Origin of the sequence: Bacillus sp. FSL K6-6038 (genome assembly GCF_038050455.1) — a bacterium.
GTDB lineage: Bacteria > Bacillota > Bacilli > Bacillales > Bacillaceae_G > Bacillus_A > Bacillus_A pseudomycoides.
This window is the reverse complement of sequence record NZ_JBBOUH010000002.1, coordinates 44,569-62,877: the sequence shown is the minus strand read 5'-3', so window position 1 is coordinate 62,877 and position 18,309 is coordinate 44,569. Positions and strand designations below refer to the sequence as shown.

12 protein-coding genes and 3 pseudogenes are annotated in these 18,309 nt (G+C 32.9%); 6 read left to right on the top strand and 9 right to left on the bottom strand.

What is annotated here, in order from left to right; all coding sequences use genetic code 11:
* Nucleotides 1-575: 575 nt before the first annotated feature.
* Complete coding sequence (locus NSQ40_RS28020; RefSeq protein ID WP_097796041.1) at nucleotides 576-1,586, bottom strand: DUF418 domain-containing protein; 1,011 nt, start codon at nucleotides 1,584-1,586, stop codon at nucleotides 576-578.
* Nucleotides 1,587-2,156: 570 nt separating this feature from the next.
* On the opposite strand from NSQ40_RS28020, the gene NSQ40_RS28015 reads away from it, so the two are divergent.
* Nucleotides 2,157-2,864, top strand: a complete 708-nt coding sequence (locus NSQ40_RS28015; RefSeq protein ID WP_327807549.1) for an IS6 family transposase — start codon at nucleotides 2,157-2,159, stop codon at nucleotides 2,862-2,864.
* Nucleotides 2,865-3,196: 332 nt separating this feature from the next.
* On the opposite strand, the pseudogene NSQ40_RS28010 reads toward NSQ40_RS28015, so the two are convergent.
* The 3 genes and pseudogenes from NSQ40_RS28010 to NSQ40_RS28000 all read right to left on the bottom strand — a co-directional run bounded on the left by NSQ40_RS28010 (nucleotide 3,197) and on the right by NSQ40_RS28000 (nucleotide 6,378).
* A pseudogene (locus NSQ40_RS28010) lies at nucleotides 3,197-3,908 on the bottom strand (IS6 family transposase).
* Between the two features lie 941 nt (nucleotides 3,909-4,849).
* Nucleotides 4,850-4,990 carry a hypothetical protein gene (locus tag NSQ40_RS28005; protein ID WP_170957109.1) on the bottom strand — a complete coding sequence of 47 codons (141 nt, stop codon included), beginning with the start codon at nucleotides 4,988-4,990 and terminating at the stop codon, nucleotides 4,850-4,852.
* A gap of 194 nt (nucleotides 4,991-5,184) precedes the next feature.
* Nucleotides 5,185-6,378: an RICIN domain-containing protein gene (locus tag NSQ40_RS28000; RefSeq protein ID WP_098159448.1), complete on the bottom strand. Its 1,194-nt coding sequence runs from the start codon at nucleotides 6,376-6,378 to the stop codon at nucleotides 5,185-5,187.
* 819 nt (nucleotides 6,379-7,197) lie between these two features.
* Here NSQ40_RS28000 and NSQ40_RS27995 point away from each other — a divergent pair.
* Both NSQ40_RS27995 and NSQ40_RS27990 read left to right on the top strand, forming a co-directional pair.
* A complete protein-coding gene (locus NSQ40_RS27995) occupies nucleotides 7,198-7,800 on the top strand; it encodes a DUF2975 domain-containing protein (protein WP_098159449.1) in 603 nt (200 codons plus the stop codon).
* A gap of 22 nt (nucleotides 7,801-7,822) precedes the next feature.
* The gene (locus tag NSQ40_RS27990; RefSeq protein ID WP_097837260.1) at nucleotides 7,823-8,047 is read left to right on the top strand and encodes a helix-turn-helix domain-containing protein; all 225 of its coding nucleotides are present in this window, start codon (nucleotides 7,823-7,825) and stop codon (nucleotides 8,045-8,047) included.
* Nucleotides 8,048-8,537: 490 nt separating this feature from the next.
* Here NSQ40_RS27990 and NSQ40_RS27985 read toward each other — a convergent pair whose 3' ends face one another.
* Nucleotides 8,538-9,770, bottom strand: coding sequence for a hypothetical protein (locus NSQ40_RS27985; RefSeq protein ID WP_098159450.1), 1,233 nt, complete (start codon nucleotides 9,768-9,770; stop codon nucleotides 8,538-8,540).
* Between the two features lie 346 nt (nucleotides 9,771-10,116).
* Between NSQ40_RS27985 and hfq the strand changes: the two genes are divergently transcribed.
* Together hfq and NSQ40_RS27975 are read left to right on the top strand one after the other, a co-directional pair.
* The gene (hfq, locus tag NSQ40_RS27980) at nucleotides 10,117-10,305 is read left to right on the top strand and encodes an RNA chaperone Hfq (protein ID WP_098159451.1); all 189 of its coding nucleotides are present in this window, start codon (nucleotides 10,117-10,119) and stop codon (nucleotides 10,303-10,305) included.
* A 562-nt stretch (nucleotides 10,306-10,867) separates the two neighbouring features.
* Nucleotides 10,868-12,198, top strand: a pseudogene (locus NSQ40_RS27975) (IS3 family transposase).
* A gap of 901 nt (nucleotides 12,199-13,099) precedes the next feature.
* On the opposite strand, the pseudogene NSQ40_RS27970 reads toward NSQ40_RS27975, so the two are convergent.
* The 4 genes and pseudogenes from NSQ40_RS27970 to NSQ40_RS27955 all read right to left on the bottom strand — a co-directional run.
* Nucleotides 13,100-13,189 (bottom strand): annotated as a pseudogene (locus tag NSQ40_RS27970) (RNA chaperone Hfq); the annotation flags it as partial.
* A 198-nt stretch (nucleotides 13,190-13,387) separates the two neighbouring features.
* On the bottom strand, nucleotides 13,388-14,485 hold the full coding sequence (locus tag NSQ40_RS27965) for an alanine/ornithine racemase family PLP-dependent enzyme (RefSeq protein WP_033796880.1): 1,098 nt from the start codon (nucleotides 14,483-14,485) through the stop codon (nucleotides 13,388-13,390).
* A gap of 11 nt (nucleotides 14,486-14,496) precedes the next feature.
* A complete protein-coding gene (locus NSQ40_RS27960; protein ID WP_170957070.1) occupies nucleotides 14,497-16,302 on the bottom strand; it encodes an IucA/IucC family protein in 1,806 nt (601 codons plus the stop codon).
* Nucleotides 16,277-17,479: an MFS transporter gene (locus NSQ40_RS27955; protein ID WP_239500244.1), complete on the bottom strand. Its 1,203-nt coding sequence runs from the start codon at nucleotides 17,477-17,479 to the stop codon at nucleotides 16,277-16,279. The genes NSQ40_RS27960 and NSQ40_RS27955 overlap by 26 nt, the downstream gene beginning before the upstream one ends.
* Nucleotides 17,480-17,607: 128 nt before the next feature.
* On the opposite strand from NSQ40_RS27955, the gene NSQ40_RS27950 reads away from it, so the two are divergent.
* Nucleotides 17,608-18,288, top strand: coding sequence for a hypothetical protein (locus NSQ40_RS27950; protein ID WP_258248657.1), 681 nt, complete (start codon nucleotides 17,608-17,610; stop codon nucleotides 18,286-18,288).
* The last annotated feature ends 21 nt before the right edge of the window (nucleotides 18,289-18,309 follow it).

The following is an 18,309-nucleotide window of genomic DNA, read 5'->3' as shown; positions in this document are numbered from 1 at the left end:
TCTTTTTAGGGCCACTCACAAAACAATAGGTAGAACTCAAAGGTCTTTTTGAATTTGTAATCAGTATAGCAATGTAACCTAATCACGCAGCAAACATTAGTACACATTCAGCACCGTATCAAATGAAAGTGTCAAAGGACCCCAAATAACTATACTGTTTACTTTATGACAATAGAAGTTACCTAGCAAAAACAAAAAAGCATATTACAAGAAAGATCTGTTATGTGTTTTTACTTTTAACATATATTAGGGTTTGTAAAATTGGTTCTGGTGCAAAGATTTTAAAATATGTGAAACTGGTCTAGTAAACTTGGACATACTGATAGTACTACTCTATAAAAGGTGTGTGATCCATATAGAAAAAGAAAATGTATTCAAATGGAAGCATTATCACGCAGATATTATTTACACCAGAACCGAAATTTTTCGACAAAAAGGTTCTGTCCCCAAAGGATAAACTCCTCCAAAATGGAAAAATAAAAACATTGATATATCAACGTTTCTAAAACAAAAAGGAGTGTCACATAGTCAAAAATTCGACTTATGGGACAGTTCCTTTTAGTGAAAGTTGCATTTTATTTTTTATTGGGAACTACTTTCCAATACGTGCATATTCTCCATAGCCATTCTAATGGTCCCATTCTAAAGAATTGAAGCCACACCATACTGAATAGTAATTGAATCACATAAATCCCAATACAGAGAACAAGAGTCTGAGAATAAGTGATATTTCCTGTTAATTGAAAATAATAGTCAAATATCATTACTAAAGCAGCTTGAGAAAGATAGTTTGTTAATGCCATACGACCATAGTTTTTTAAGGGACACAATAGCTTTTGTACCCACGAATATTGTAATAATAATATTAATAGCCCTACATAACTTGCAGAAACAATAGGACCAATTATAATACCAATTTTTATGAAAGTTTTTGAGTCAATTGCCCCCTTAGTTGACATATCGACTATAGTTGAAGGTACATGTGTATATTGAATCCATAATCCAATTATACTTAAAACAAATGCAATGATTGTAAAAACTTTATATTTCCATTTATTTTTTGATATATTCTCAAATATACGATATTGCCCTGCTGTAAGTCCTAATAAAAATAAGGGGATTATTGATAAAGCTTTATCACCTAGATAACTTGTGCACATTAATCCTAATAGTGCTAATATCAAATTTATATGTTTGTTTACTCTATAAAAAGGGATCAGAAAAATTCCGAATATTGCATATGCTATTAATGCTTCACCATGGTCAAACCTCTCAAGGATCCAACTCATTGCAAATAATACAACCAGTCTTCTTATAAATAGGAGATATGCATTATCATTTTTTGCTTTTGCACGTGTGATAAAGATATAAAATCCTATACCAAATAAAAAAGTGAAAATTGGCATAAAGCGTCCTTCTACAAATAAATATAAAAAACGTTGATATGATGCATCAATAGAGTTTGACGATGGAGAATCCACTTTTAAAAGAAAAAAGGGAACATTCACTAGCAAAATCCCTATCAAAGCAAATCCTCTTAAATAATCTAATATATCTATTCTGTTGTTAGTAATTTCAGTTTTCATGCTTATTTTCTATGCTCCTACATTCAAATTTCAGTGGTTTTTGTCTCTTTATTATTCCATTTAGTGATGCTAGTCCTACAATATTATTAGAAAATTCTCCGTTCTTCATTTTGGTTTTTACTGGAAATCTTGAAATATCTAAATTTTTCATATTACAAATTCTTCACCTCAGATTATCTTTCTCCTATCGAATTTGAGAAAGCCTATTCATAATATTCACCTTTAATTTTCAATTTTTTAATAACTGTTTTGATACTGATATTAACATGTAAAAAATCAAAGCTTATATTAGGCGTGTCGCTATTCCCATCTATTTTTTTTTATTATAAAAGGTATTTCAGTTTTTAATTATCTAATTACATGACATTAGTATTACAATTTTGTAAGGATTGTAGCTACATGATCCCATTGCTATATATTGTTTATTTAATTATATGTAATTTTAAATATATACAATACTTAAAATACTGTTCTTTTTGGTTCTGGTGCAAAAACTTCAGGGAAATTGCAAATAATCTCTAAATCTTGGACATACTGATACTATTACTCTAAAAAAGGTGTGTGATCGGTATGAAAAAGGAAAATTTGTTCAAATGGAAGCACTATCAACCTGATATTATCTTATTAACGGTAAGATGGTACCTACGGTACAACCTAAGTTTTCGTGATTTGGTGGAAATGATGGAGGAACGAGGTTTGTCTATTGCTCACACCACCATTATGCGTTGGGTGCATCAATATGGACCTGAATTAGATGAAAGAGTACGACGTCATCTTAAGACAACAAATGATTCCTGGAGAGTCGATGAAACGTATGTGAAAGTAAAAGGTCAATGGATGTATTTATATCGCGCAGTCGATTCAGAAGGAAATACCATTGATTTTTATCTAAGTAAATCAAGAGATAAACAAGCAGCCAAGCGCTTTTTCAAGAAAGCCTTGGCTGCTTCTCATATTTGTAAACCTCGCGTTATAACAGTAGACAAGAACCCAGCCTATCCTGTAGCAATTCAAGAATTAAAAGAAGAGAAACGTATGCCTGAAGGCATACAAATAAGACAAGTTAAATATCTCAATAATATAGTGGAACAGGATCACCGTTTCATTAAGAAACGTGTGCGTTCTATGTTAGGATTCAAGTCATATGAAACAGCCACTTCTATATTGAGTGGCGTTGAAACCATGCATATGATGAAAAAAGGACAACTTCACCTGTGGGTGAAGTCTACCCAAAATGAAGTTAGGTTCATACATAAATTGTTTGGAATTGCATCATAATCTGCCATTGAACACACTATGTAGGTTTCTATGTCTTTATCAAATGATTTTTGCACCAGAACCCAAATTCCTTCTTCAACTATCCTGCCCCATTAGTACAGTAAGGATAACTTAACAAATATGTATAAATATTAGAAAAGGAAGGAACCTATCAGGAAATATGATAGGTTCCTATTTTATTATATAAATAGTTTAGAATTATAAAATTTTATATAAGGAGTTAATTATGCCAAGCATCCAAGATACGATTTATCCTAGAATAAAAAATAAGGTTCTGGTGCAAAAATACTTTACCAGAAACATAGAACGGCAATGTTCTGTTAACTGAGAGGTTAAACAGCTAATCCAAACAATTTATGAATGAATTCAGCTTCATTTCGGGCAGACTTCACCCTTTGGTGAAGTTGCCCTTTTCTCATCATATGCATAGCTTCGACGCCACTTAAAATGCAATTAGCTGTACGAAGTGATTTAAGTCCTAACATAGAGCGAACTCGTTTCTTGATAAAACGATGATCTTGTTCCACGATGTTATTAAGATATTTCACTTGCCTTAGTTGGATGCCTAATGGCATCTTTTTTTTTTTCTTTTCTCAATTCTTCAACTGCTATAGGATAAGCTGGATTCTTATCAACTGTCACTACACGAGGCTCAGAAATATGAAAAGACTGCAAAGCTTTCTTGAAGAATCGCTTTGCAGCCTTGTGGTTTCTTGCTTTGCTTAGGTAAAAATCGATGGTACTTCCTTTCGAATCGACAGCACGATACAGGTACATCCATTGACTTTTTACTTTGATATATGTTTCATCGACTCTCCAAGAGTCATTGGTTTGCTTGAGATGACGACGGATTCTTTTGTCTAATTCAGGACCATACTGATGAACCCAACGCATAATCGTTGTATGAGCAATGGATAAGCCCCGTTCCGCCATCATTTCCACCAAATCACGAAAGCTCAAGTTGTACCGTAGGTACCATCTAACTGTTTGCAAAATAATATCAGGTTGATAATGTTTCCATTTGAACCAATTTTTCTTTTCCATACCGATCACACACCTTTTTAGAGTAATAGTATCAGTATGTCCAAATTTAAGAGATTTTTTGCACCAGAATCAATATTAACGACATTATTATATAAATAGTTTTAATTTCTATCAATTCAGAATTTTCATTTTATATATTTGGATTTTTCTTTGATTATAGGAAAAAGGTATCTAAAATCTTTATGAAACTTAGATTACAGAGACCCTATTTTTATGAATAAACCGTCCCAAAAAGTAAAGCTTTTGGGACGTTCTTTCTATACAAGTAGTCAAGAGGCAATACCATAGGTTAAAGATGTTCCAAAAATTCATTTCAAAATTGAATATGAAGAAGCATATATCTTCTGTTTGTAAAGGTATACCTTTATAAACGCTCGTTCGCTTTTTAGGACGGTTCATTTGTAAAACTCACCAATTGTGACTTTGCGCATAAATAATCTAAGAATTAGATACCTGAATATTTACAATATTTAGCATAAACAATATCAATTTACTATAATATGTAATTTATGTAAAATCGTAATTAAGCTAAACTCTTCTTTAAATTCTTGCCCCTAACAAGGATTTAAAGACCATGCTATTTTTAGCTACAAATGCGTAAAAAGAAAAAAGCCAAATCTATACAGAATTTGGCTTTTTTCTTTGGAGTTCATGTAAATAACAACTTGAACCCACTACTCTTTTTCAAATGTAATTGTATTTTATCATATTTTAAACGTTTTGTTGTTAGATTTTTTAACTTATCAGAAAGTTCCGGGGCAATAGTTGGAACAATCTTTATCCTATGATATTGCCCCCTAACTACTTGTATATAATAGAAAGTAAAACTAAGTTCATGACTTTTTATAATTTGTAAAATTAATCATTAAATTCTTATAGCTAATGTGTACCAAAAGGTGTACCCTATTGAGAAGAAATCCTTTCCTTGAATTTTTTCTTTTTTAATACTCAAATGGAAAGGCGGACATTAAATCCACCTCTTCAGTTTTTTCTTTAGAATTCTTTGCGAATTCGTTATGTTTAAAAGACATATTCGTTAGTATTGCAAATACTACTAAATTTCCTAAAAGAATTTTTTGCATGGTCTTCTCTCCTCATCTTTCTTCCTTTTATATATAGCAAAGGGGAATAGTTGTATAAAAGGAAGAGAAATATTTATTTTGTTATTTGATGCAAACAAATAATTGCCACAAGAGAACCCCCTCATTTTTTGAGGGGGCTCGCTTCGCTTTTTTTGTCCACTTATCGTTGACATATATCGCAATATATTTCCTAATTATGAAGTTTTTCTTGTTACTGTTATCTTATCATTTTTTACAACCCAAGGATCTGAAACAATTGAACCATCTGCTCTCTTTAACGTATATTTTGTCGCCAGTTGGTATTGTGTATATCCTGTTGCCCTCCCAGCTTCACCTACAGCAGTATATGCTCTTGTTTCTTCTGTTGCTTCCGTATTAGTTGTACTAACTTCTGTTTGTATTGTTCTTGAAATCTCTGATTTAATTGATGCAGTTTGTTGTCCAAATTTAAGTCCTAAATCTGCCCCAATCTTCATAGAAAGCGTATCAGTCATCTTTTGTTGATCTACAGAACTTACACCTGTTTTATATGAATAACTCTCACTCAAACCAGGTTGAATAACCTTTGAAAATGTTTTATCCCAATATTCTTCTTTTTGCAAAACATAATATGGTGAATTGTGTATTTTTGTATAATTATCCGCTTGACCATCATTTACCATAAAGCAAGGTATTAAAGATGCCCCAACAACAACAGAATTCGAAGTTTGAGGTAATTGTTGTTCAATACCTCCAGTATAATTAGGAGCATCTGGTCTATTTCCTACAGCTGGTAACTTTGGTAGTGAAAAAGTACCGTATAAGGGTTGAGTACCTTGATTAACTGGACCAGCAGAAATGTAAAATACTCTATCTGAATCAGAAGGATTTGATTCATCTAAATCTGTATACTCCCAATTCTGAGCTAGTGTCCCCTCCCATGCATAAGATGCAACTTTCCCATATCCTTGGTTCACAATTTCATAATTACTACCTCCCTGGTCTCGTAAATACCATTGTTGATCAGTGGCACCAGTCCAACTCTCCTGTCGCAAACCCTCATTATCAAAAAGTGTCATACGACGAACACCATCATCATTAGCAATAGGATCACCAATTCCTACTGGTTTTCCACTATTTTTATTTACAATTGCATATGTTCCTCCATCAAGTGGAAAAAATACAAATTTTTGATTGTCTTGACCGTTTTGGCCATATAAAAGAATCCCTGCATTATCATAGGTATTATTTCGATATACATCCCAAACTTTGTCTCGATTAGCTTTCAAATGAACAGAATAATATCGATTATTCTCCGGAGAAGCTGCTTCACTTGAAGGAGCCCAGATAGATAGACTCGTTGCTCCTACAAGTAACCCTGCCATGACTTTTTTTGATATTGATTTCATAATATTTCCCCCTAGTTTTGTTGGAAATCCCCCTATAAGAGCTAATCAAGCTTATGATATAGTGGTCACCTTATAGCATTCTGTGGTTTCTTTTCTATTAAAGCTGTACTTCATACAAATGCTGTAGCAAGTATTTTTTAATACGCTTCATACTAGCCATTCTTTCATTGTTTCTACAAGATTACAAAAGGTGAAATTATATCGTACATTGCTTATACTTTTACTACAGAATTATATAAAATCACTTTTGTTATGTAGAAACTGAGAATGTTATTCTTTTTACAAACACGATACTTTTCTGATTCTAGATTGTTTCTAACTAAAATTAACTGAGTATTAAGAAAATTAAATCGACATAATGTTACTTACGACTTTACTACACTTTTATTAGTTTAATCTTCTCCTTTCTTAGCGGTCATACTAATTACACCTTTATTAAAACATTAAGTTTTCAATGCGTAAATAGTAGAATTTTGTCGACTATATTAATTAATTTAATTATTAAGAATTAATGTGAGCGAAAAAATTATACTTATAAAATGATTGTTTCGTATTATTTAAGTAATTATAATAGTTACAACTTGATGTATCTGTTAAAAAATAACTATTTTAATCTACAAAATAACATTTAATATAATTTAAATATTATTAATATAATTTAATCATACTCTGTATATAGATTCCCTTTATTTGGATATGTAAAATTGCATATCCATCAGTTAATGTTTATCGTTATGTTATTAACCATAAACATTAACGGCATAATGATAAACAACGAAAATGGTGCTATATTAATAAAAAAGAAATGGAGTGAAAAATATGAATCAACCTAAGGATTTTATTGGTTTTGAAAAAGCAATAAAATTGTTTCAAGTTTTATTTAACATTTTTTATTGGATAGTTATTATTGGAATGTTTTTAGTTTTAGGTATGATGATTGGAGGAATATTTGTTCCGCTCCATACCTTACTTGACATTTTAACTGTAAAGGGAGCTACTTTTTCTGTAGGCTTTTATCATTCTTCTTATCAAATTGATGTAAATCATATTCAACATACAAAAATTAGGACATTGATCATAAATGCTTGTATAATAGGTGAAGTAATCCTAACAATACTATTATTTATCACTGTACAGATAAAAAGAATTTTACAGTTTACAAGAAATAAACAGCCCTTTTCTAAAAGTTGTATTAAACACATCCAATTTTTGGCGTATGGGGTTATTATTTATAGTTTTATCATCGGATTACTAGGTAATATTTGGGATTTTTCACTTGTAAGGACACTTCAATTGTCTAAAACCGTAATTTCTCTTAATTTTAATTTTGACATGATGATAATGGGATTTCTTATTTTATTTTTGTCCCATATTTTTAAATATGGTGCATATTTGCAAGAAGAATACGATTCTACTTTGTAAGTTTTACGAGAGGTGCTATTTTATGGCTATTATTACACGATTGGATAGGGTATTAGCAGATAGAAAAATGCAATTGGGAGAATTAGCCGATGCTGTGGGAATATCTGTAGTCAATTTATCCAATCTAAAAACAGGTAAAGTAAAAGCTATTCGCTTTTCTACACTTGATGCAATTTGTAGGGTTTTAAACTGTCAACCTGGAGATATTTTAGAATATACGCATTCTGAAAATGATGAAGAGTTATAAAAAATTTAAAACTATAGTTTTTTCCGGTTAACTATATTTATGGTAATGCATTTATAATTCCTGTTGAAGGGGTCACGATATATGCGACCCAACTTAAGAAGTTCATTGTTACCCAAAACTAAAAAAATGAGCTGAATTGTTATAAATAATTGTAGATAGATAAAAATTTCGTTTAGGGGATACTTCATAACCTTAGCTTGATAGCGATGTGGTACTACCCAGATAGTATCTAAAACAGTCGTTTATAGAACTTTATATATTTCTACCAAAATAGAATGTGTAACTTTCTTTTTTGTGTGTCGCAATCATTTCATAATTTCTTGTCGTTATATAAAATAGAGGCTTCCTCAAGGGATAGCCTCTATTTCAATTTATTCCTATTCAATGGGATTTAAAAAAGATGACCACTGTTCAAACAGGGACCATCTTCTTAAGGATGTCTAACCTCTTTTTTTAATGTCCTTTACAAAGAGTATAGATTAATATCCTTTTATTTTCCAGGATACCACTTGTTTAACCAATTATTCCATTCATCTTCCTTCAAATCAGCGGCGAAGACAGAAGCAATTGCATAATCGTCAGTGAACGTTGCAATGCCATCACCAACAGATAAATATTGTCCATTTTCATTTTTTAATCTAAAAGCCCCAAACAGCCCAGTATCTTCGAGTGTCCAGACTTTCTCAGGCTTGATTATATAAAGTTCATTATCACCTAGTTTACTTGGAATATATTTCAAACCATCTCTTAGAAGAACCTTGTTAGATCCTTTTTTAATTGGAGTAATTGTGAACTCTTGTTTACTCAATGGAGTGTTACCGTCTGATGTAGAAAGCCTACCATCATCCCAGCTTCGGATGAAGCCATCTCTGCCTTTAATTTTCGTCGAAAGAGAGGAATACTCTCCATCTTTATGATTTGTGATGAGATCAACCTCACGGCTCATGATTTCATTAATATGCGGCGACACATAATGTGCGGGATCAGAAAAATAATAAAAAACACCTTCTGATATAGGCTCTGAAGTAATCGTTCCTAGCATTTGTTTTTCTACTGGTAGTTGCTTGAAAAGTTCATTCTCATCAACACCCCAAACACGGAGGCCATTAGGATAATAATGTGGGAATGTTTGTTTTAAATATTTATCTGCTAAAGCATTTCTACGACCGCTATTGTCACTTTTTAGATAATAGGTTTTAAAATTCGTAAGTGAAATACCCGTCTTTCCTTCATCTAATTGTTCTTGTGTAATATACAAAATCTTATGGTTATATAGATCAGGTTCATCAGGAGTTAAGTCTACCATTGTACCAGCTTGCTTAATACGAATTTGTTCCCCATGCTTTATCGTTTTATATTCAACTTTTCCATCTTCATAAGCAAGTTTAATTTTCTTGCTAAAATCTTTATTTTTATAATAATCAAATGCACTAATACCAAATTCACCCTTTTGAAATGTAGGAGCTTTGTAAGCAAGGTTTTCATGTTCAGCATAATAATAGCTTTTCACATCGATTTCCTCTAACCATTTCCCAAACGGTTCTTTAAGAAACTTGTCATATATGTTTCCAAATGTTGTAATAACCGTTCCGGCCGTACCAACATCTGCTTTCACCGTATTTTCCGTTAATGGACTTGCTAATGGACTAGCGCTAAATAAAACCCCCATTGCAATTCCTATAGGTAGGAATTTTGGCATCCTTTTTTTGTACTTTTCATTCATAACGTCATTCCTCACTTTGTATGTATGTATGTATGTATGTATGTATGTATGTATGTATGTTTTTTCCTACTTATTACACTGAATGTAATGTTCGGAAGTTCATCATAATCTAAATACCTTTCATTTTCCTTTCGTAAATGTTACAAAAGTATTTCATGGGGTACCGCCACATCACCATCAAGCTAAGAAAGGCAAATACCCCAAAAAGCAAAAGATGAGCTTTCTTGTAATAAAAACAAATCCGTAATACTAGGAGATTTCTTTTCAATGGCTATATTGAGAAATACGTGTATAAGACAATATTTAAATTTAAGTATGATACGATTATAGTAAGGGGGGGAGCTATATGAACGGCCTACAAGAAAAAACATCTGAATTATTAAAAGAGAAAAAAAAGCCAATCAATGTAGTTTTAAAGAGTGGGGTTAGGATAACCGGGCAGATTCTTGCAATGGACAAATTTACGATTCTTATGATGGTTCGTGGTAAACAGCAACTCGTTTACAAACAAGCAGTTTCAACCATTACTACATAATACATATGAGAATGATTCGACCATTTCTTAACATTTTCTCAACATTACATTATACATATATACGATATAATGATAATAAGTAATTCTCTTTATCTTACTTCTATATATTTGTTTTTTCCTGTTGCAGAATCCTTATCATAAGGATTCTATTTTTTTGTTCCAAAAGGTACACCTTTTGGTACACATTAGCTATAAGAATTTAATGATTAATTTTACAAATTATAAAAAGTCATGAACTTAGTTTTACCTTCTATTATATACAAGTAGTTACGGGGCAATATCATAGGCTAAAGATTGTTCCAAATATCCACCTATAATTATCTGATAAGTTAAAAATATAACAACAAAACGTTTAAAATATGATAAAATACAATTACATTTGAAAAAGAGTAGTGGGTTCAAGTTGTTATTTTCATGAACTCCAAAGAAAAAAGCCAAATTCTGTATGAACTGTACCCCGAATCGTGGACACTTAAAAAAAGTCCATGCTTCGGGGTTTTTGTGTATCTTTACACTCATTCCTCGTTATAATGGAAACAATGATAAAAGTGAGGTACGGGAAATGAGTAAAATTATTTTTAATGAAATGCAAATGAAGCAACTAGAGAAGAATGAAAATGTCGTGAAGGTATCAGAACGTTCTATTACCTAGTGTTCTGATTTTAAAATAAAAGCTGTGAAAGAAAATCAAAGTGGGAAAGGTCCAAATCAAATCTTCCTGGAGAATGGATTCGATTTAGAGATCATTGGTGAAAGAAAACCAAATCAATGTTTAAAACGTTGGAGAAAAACGTATGAACAATTTGGAGAAGAAGGATTCTATACGGAACGCCGTGGAAAAGGAAGTGCTGGTCGCCCTTCTACAAAAATGTTATCTTCCGATGACAAGCTAAAGAAAGCAGAAGCTCGTATTGCTTTTCTAGAAGCGGAACTGGCATTCTTAAAAAAGTTAGACGAACTCGAAAGGCAGGCGTTACAGAAGAAACGTTAACACCATGTGAAAAATATACACTCATTGAACAAACGATTCGTCGCTTCAACTTTCCACGCATGGTGCGTTATTTTTGCGATCTAGCAGGTGTAAGTCGAAGTGGTTATTATGCTTGGCTTCGTAAGCTAGACATACACATTGAAAAAGAAGCAAGTGATGAGAAGGATTATGAATTGATTCAAGAAATCTTCAACCGTAAAAAGAAAAAATGTGGTGCACGATTCATCAAAATGGCGTTAGAAAACACAAAGGGAATTACAATGAATCTAAAGCGTATTTTTCGGGTTATGCGTAAATACAATCTTGTGACAAAGATTCGTCGTGCGAATCCATACAAACAAATCGCAAAAGCGACGCAAGAACACAAAACTTGTCCGAACTTATTACAACGTCAATTCAACCAAGAAGAGCCGGAAAAAAGTATGTTAACGGATATTACATATTTATTTTATGGAAAAGGGAAGAAAGCTTATTTATCTTGCGTAAAAGATAGTACGACACGAGAGATTTTAGCTTATCATGTTTCCCCTTCTTTACAAATGGATATCGTCTATCAAACATTAGACAAATTAAAAGATAGATTAGGAGATACCATTCATCCTGAAGCACTTTTACACTCAGATCAGGGTATCCACTACACGCATCCGGAATTTCAGCGCCGTGTAAAGGAAATGGGTTTGAGACAGTCTATGTCACGTAGAGGAAACTGTCTAGATAATGCCCCAATGGAATCCTTTTTCGGTCATATAAAAGATGAATTAGACTATAAGTGTTGTCAAACGTTCCAATCTCTGCAACTAGTAATCGAGAAGTATATGCAAGATTATAATTATGATCGTTATCAATGGACACTCAAAAAGATGGCCCCGGTACAATACCGGAACCATCTTTTAAGTGCCTAATTTTTAAAGGTCTTTTTATTAAACTGTCCATTTTATAGGGTACAGTTCAAAATTCCCTTGGTTTTTTCAATTGTATTATGTTATGAAGCTTTAGGATTTTGCTCACACAAATGATCTGCATATCAAAGATGAATTGATGTGCAGATCATTTGTGTGAGCAAGTCCCTTTAGCATTATGAAGGGACTTTTTTAAGTTTATACACACTTGAGGTTCCGTCACATCAACATCAAGCTAAGGTTTTGAAGTACCTCCTAAATGAAAATTTTCTTTCTCTACAGTTAGTTATTTTGAGAAGTTAGCTCATTTTATTGTTTTGGGGGTGTTTACTTTTCTTAAGTTGATTGGCATGGGCTGAATCCCTATCATAAGGGTTCTCTTTTGATTCTAAAAATTCATACAATATTCAAATGTCATCCCTAAAAATGTTAATATCTGTTATACAATAAAGGTATCCTAGTAGTCTTAAGACATAGTGATTCCTAGTTTTTCTGATAAGATAGTTTGTTTTGCCCTTCAGTTTACATTATCTTAAAAAGAACTTGTATTTTTTTACAAGTTCTTTTTGTTTCACTACAAAAATGAAAGTAAACTTTGTAATAAATTTCTCAATATAGATATAGCTGCTATATATGGTTTTTATATCGAAAATTTTAAAAAAATATAATATTATAAGAATTAAGATAGTTTTCGCCTTTTTTTCTCCTTGTGCTAAAGATAAGATCGTGTTCCCCGATCTTATCTTTTTATTTGTAGATTTTTGATACAAAAAAAGGAATCCTTATAATAAGGATTCTGCAACAGGAAATAACAAAAATATAAATAATAAAAAGAATTACTTATATTATATAATATATAGCAATAATATAATATTGAGAAATATTTACATAAATCCAGTATGCATTATGTAGAAATTGTAGAAATGGCTTGTTTATAGACTAATTGTTGCTTGCCATGAACCATCATAAGGACAGAAAATCTATCTATTGCAATTGAATTCAGCTCAAGAAATTAACTGGCGGTCCCTCATACCCAGAATCGTTTCCGTACCACATCCATCAACTTAAGAATTTTATAACGCCCCCCAAAACAAAAAATTGTACATTTTCACCTGGAGATGCCAATTTTCTCGTTTTGGGGTATTTGCTTTTCTTAGCCTGATAGCGATGTGGCGCTACCCCAAATTGTACTTTATAGAACAAGCGCTTTTTGTAACACATCATCTAATACATATTGTTTGTGTACAAGTGAAGAAACCATACCGCTTTGCATACCGCTATACGCTGGAAGAAACGTAATTATATCGCCTACTCGATATGTCTTACTATCTGTTATATCAACGATTAAATGATCGCTACTTCCACCAAGAATCTCGATATGTCCATCAAGTGGATATAGTCCACTAATATCAAGATCTTGTCGGCCAATCGCAACAATAGCTCGCAATCGTTCCCCTTTTTCTTCAAAACATGGAACTTGACCGAAAGCGTTTTTTCCAATCACACCTCTAGGCATCGAGGGCTTTCTTTTAACCTCAATAATCTCCGCTTCCACCAAAAATATATCTTGGTACATAAAGGGAATGTTCTTCCCATATGCTGTTTCTTTCCCGAGGAAAATAGCTTCGCCAATTCGAAGAGAATTGACACGCCCTATTTCTTTCCTTTGTAAGATAAGCGGTAAGGAACTGGAATTCCCCCCCGAAATAATGGAAAGTGGCTGCCCGATTTTTTCTTCCACTAGCTCAGTCAATTGTGTTAACTCTAGCAACGAAGATTCAGTTGGAATCACACCGCTAAAACAAGTAAAATTAGCTCCAATACCAACAAGCTCTATTCCCTGTATCCCAACTACTCTTTGGGAAACCTCCACCATTTGCTGAGGCAACATACCTTCGCGAAGATCTCCTAAATCTATCATTAAAATAACCCGATGTATTTTCCCATATTTCGTCGCAGCCCTTCCCAATGCCTCAATCACACAGAGTTCAGAGTTCAAACTTATGTCAGCAGTTAGAACCGTCTCCTCTACTTCTGATAAAGCTGGTGTTCTAATTAAAAGAAGTTCCACACTGTTTCCCATCATTTTACGGATTTTATGAAGATGCTGTAATCTTGAATCTGCAAATTTTGTAAATCCAGCTTCTTTCAAAATTTCGATTACTTCTGTTGCAGCACTTACTCCTTTTGTAACTGGAAAACATGAAACATTTGCATGCTCGCATAATCGTTTTATCATAATGGCATTATGCTTTAATTTTGAAAGGTTTATTTTCATGATGGGCCGCATTTTTACTCCTCCTACATACAAAGCGGATTAGCAAAGTTTGTATATAAATACGATTTCGCTTGATTATATATCCTCATGGAAAATAATGCCTTAGTCTCAATAAAAGGTGCAAATATTGCTGCTCGTTGCTCTTCTGTTACACCTACCATAAAATCTTCCACCAAAGCTGCAACAATTCTCCATAACTCTTTTTCCTGTATATCATCAACTGCTCGAGCCAATGTAAATAGCAAATCCCCAAAATGATTTTGCAATACAGAATGAATAAACTTGTTATATACTTCAGTCATATTCTCTGTAAATAATGCTACTTCTTTCATAACCGAGAGGTCTATCAACTCCGCCAATTTCTCTTTATAAATTCTTACTCCACCAAGATCACGAATGAGAATACGTTGTACTTCACCATTTTTTGTCACAATGATAGAATTTTGCATATGCCCTTCTAGGGCAATCCCATATCGTAAAACAAGTTCTAACAATGGCAACATCACTTTCTCAGTATAATGAGCGATATAATAGAATATCTCTTTTTTACCGATATCCTCTTTGTCAAAATATGTACGCATTATATCTAAAATGACAGGTTCATTTTCTTTTAATGGATTATTGGCTGTTAAACTTGCACCAACCCATAATAATTCTCCTTCTCTTCTATACTGATCGGGATCTTCCCGTAAAATAAATGCTAAATTACGTTCTAAATCCCTAGTATTCGGTTTAGAAAAATAAGCTCCTACTCGTTCCCTTACAACGACAATAGACTGCTCTAACTTTTGTTCCTTTGTATAGATGCCATCTAATACTGTTGATAATAGTGGGCCATTTATTGTAATTTCTGGTGACACGGTACGAACTGCACTTGTTGCTTGCGCTCTCACTGGAAGTTTCACGTGATATGGTAATTTTAATACATTCATTGTTCGAAATGATAATGTTGCACGTGAAGATAGTTGATATGGCACTGGAATAATCCATCCCGCTTCTAACTCTGAACCATATTCTTCTTGTAATACATGTTCATACTGCCATGGGTGAATGAGAAATGGATAATAATCTTCCATTCTTTTTTCTTTATTTACAAGTAATGTGTGTACTGCTTCGTATAAATCTGGTGAATTTTCATATATAAGTGGTTTCTGCATATAATCTCCCGTTACTTCAGCTACTTCTTTATGAACGAGAAGAACATGTAACGGAACAACATGTTCAAATTCTGGTGCATACAACTTCACTTCTTCTCTTGATAAACCAAGTTTCGTTTTCGTAGATGGGTGAAGCGGATGTCCCTCAATAACAAGTGATTCCGTATAAGTAAGCTCATCAAATGGTATACATGTTTGTAAAACTTTTAAAAATTGATATAAGTTATTAGGATTTGTTTTTGTTACAAACAAAACGTTTGTCTCTAATTGTTGTTTCACCCATTCTTGTTTCCGATCCCATGCTTCGTATGCTAGTGCTAAATTGGTTACACTGTTTTCCAGTTCTTCTTGTAAAGACTGTGAAATATGAATACGAAAGAACGGAGCGACTTCTTCCCAAAACATTGACAATGAATCAATCCACCGTATATGTCCACGAACTTTAAAACGAATTGGGAATATAAACTCGTATCGTTCAAACGCTCCCTCTTGTTTTACTTCTAACAATAATTCCACATCGTTCATGCTATCTACAATCTCTATACCATGCTCATGTTTCAATATCGCACAGTTCTCTTGTAGCACTTTCTCCCGAATCAATGAATTGCAAAAACGATTTAAAATACTCCGTTCTGCTTTTACTCTATTAACTTGTTTGCTTTGAATTGACAAATTCGTTCACCTTTCCTTTTTGCTGTTTCAGTTTTATAAATTGAAATAAAAACGGGACCATACATACAATTCCCATCAAAATAAATGTTTGAGCAATACCAACATATTCAATGGAATAACTAACTAAAATAGAACCAAGTGGAATCATCCCTCGATCCATCAGTACTACGCTAAGCATAAGTCCCCTCTCTTCTTCACGGACATGATGCTGAAAATAGACACGGTTACTTGATCGTAATAACTGACCAAATAGACCAATAGAAAATAAAAGAATAAAAAATACATATGTATTACTAACAATCAGTAATGCTAAAGAAACTGAAAATGCAAGTAAGCTAACATAATACAGACGTACTTCTGAAATATATGTCAATGCTTTTGGAAGAATCACAGTAGCTATAATCGCACCAATTGCAGCTGATGACATAGCGATTCCAAACACTTCTGCTTTTCCCGTAAATTGCTTTGAAACAAGCGCTGGTAAAACAGACGTATAGGAAAAACCAAAAGCCATTGTAATAAGTGACGTCACAAAGATATTTCTTCCCATTTTGTCATAAGAAAAATAAGCAGCAATTTGTTCCCAACTCGCTTTTTTCTTTTCTTTTCGTTTTTTCATTGGTTGATCTTTCATTGGTATCACAAGAATCCAAGCAATAAGTGAACAAACAGCCTGCATCATAAATGTTAATTCGATATGCCCTGCTGCAATAAGAAATCCTGCTAATGCCGGTCCGGTTGATCGACAAACATTCATGACAAATGAATGCATGGAAATCAGTTTGCTAATTTGATTATTTGTATCAATATCTGAAAGAAGTGTATTTCGGTTTGGTGTTTCTAATGCACTAATGACCCCACGAATAAATGAAAAAAGTAAAAAAATAAAATATGAAGGAGTAACTAAAGCAACATAAACCGCAAGTAAAGTTGTCAATACAAATCCCCATAAGGAATATGATTTCATTAATTTGACTCGTGGATACAAATCACAAAGCTTTCCTGCATACACACTAAATAATACGATTGGAATGAGTCGTACAAAGTTTAACCATCCTAAATATGTCGCGCTATGGTACAAATCATAGACATACCAATTAATAGCAGTCATTCCGAGCCAATTCCCCATAAACAAAAAAAATGAACTACCAAAAAACAGTTTTCGAATAAGAATCACCTCGAATTTTTTGTTGCATTTTTCAATTCACTCTTTATAATTGAAATTGATTATCAACATCATTGTAAGGACAATATAAAATATTCTCTCTTTTTTGTAAAGAGCTAAAATTGAGAAAGGTGGTTTCTATGCACTTACACAGCATTCATTCATTTGAGGTAGAAGAACAAACATTATTTTCTTTTTTACAGCAAAACCATCCACCACTACATGAAATATATAAACAAAATTTATATAAAGGTCGGAACGGTATATTGGAACGACTACTATCTTCTGTCATCCGAGAAAATATAAGTAATCTAATGGATACTGTGGTGACATTTCAAAAGTCAGCTAAGACGTTTGCTTCTATTTCAGCGTACAGTTGTCCAGATTATTTACTGGATTATATACATACACACCAGAAGCACTTTGAAAAATCTTCCATAATACAAGCTTTATGTTTTAAGAAACAAGACTGCTACTTACTCGTACCAGTTCAACAAATGTATGCTTTCGAGCGTCCAATTGTAAACGGGCCGTACATGCTCATATCACCATCTGAACAAAAAGAAATTACACATCCAAATGAAGTGTTAGCTTTAATTTTCCATGAAGGTTGGGAAGAGTTATCTTCCTATTTTCATATGTTCGAAGAGGATTTAGCTAATAGTGCTGCTAATTTATCGCTTGCCTATACATTTCATGAACAGTCTACTGAGGCATCAACATTAGAAGCAGCTGCGCAAACAGATGATCATTATGCTTTTTTTGAACAGCTTGTTATTGAAGGACACCCTTGTCATGGTTCTGGTGCAAAAATAAAATGAAAGAGCATATAGCTCATATAT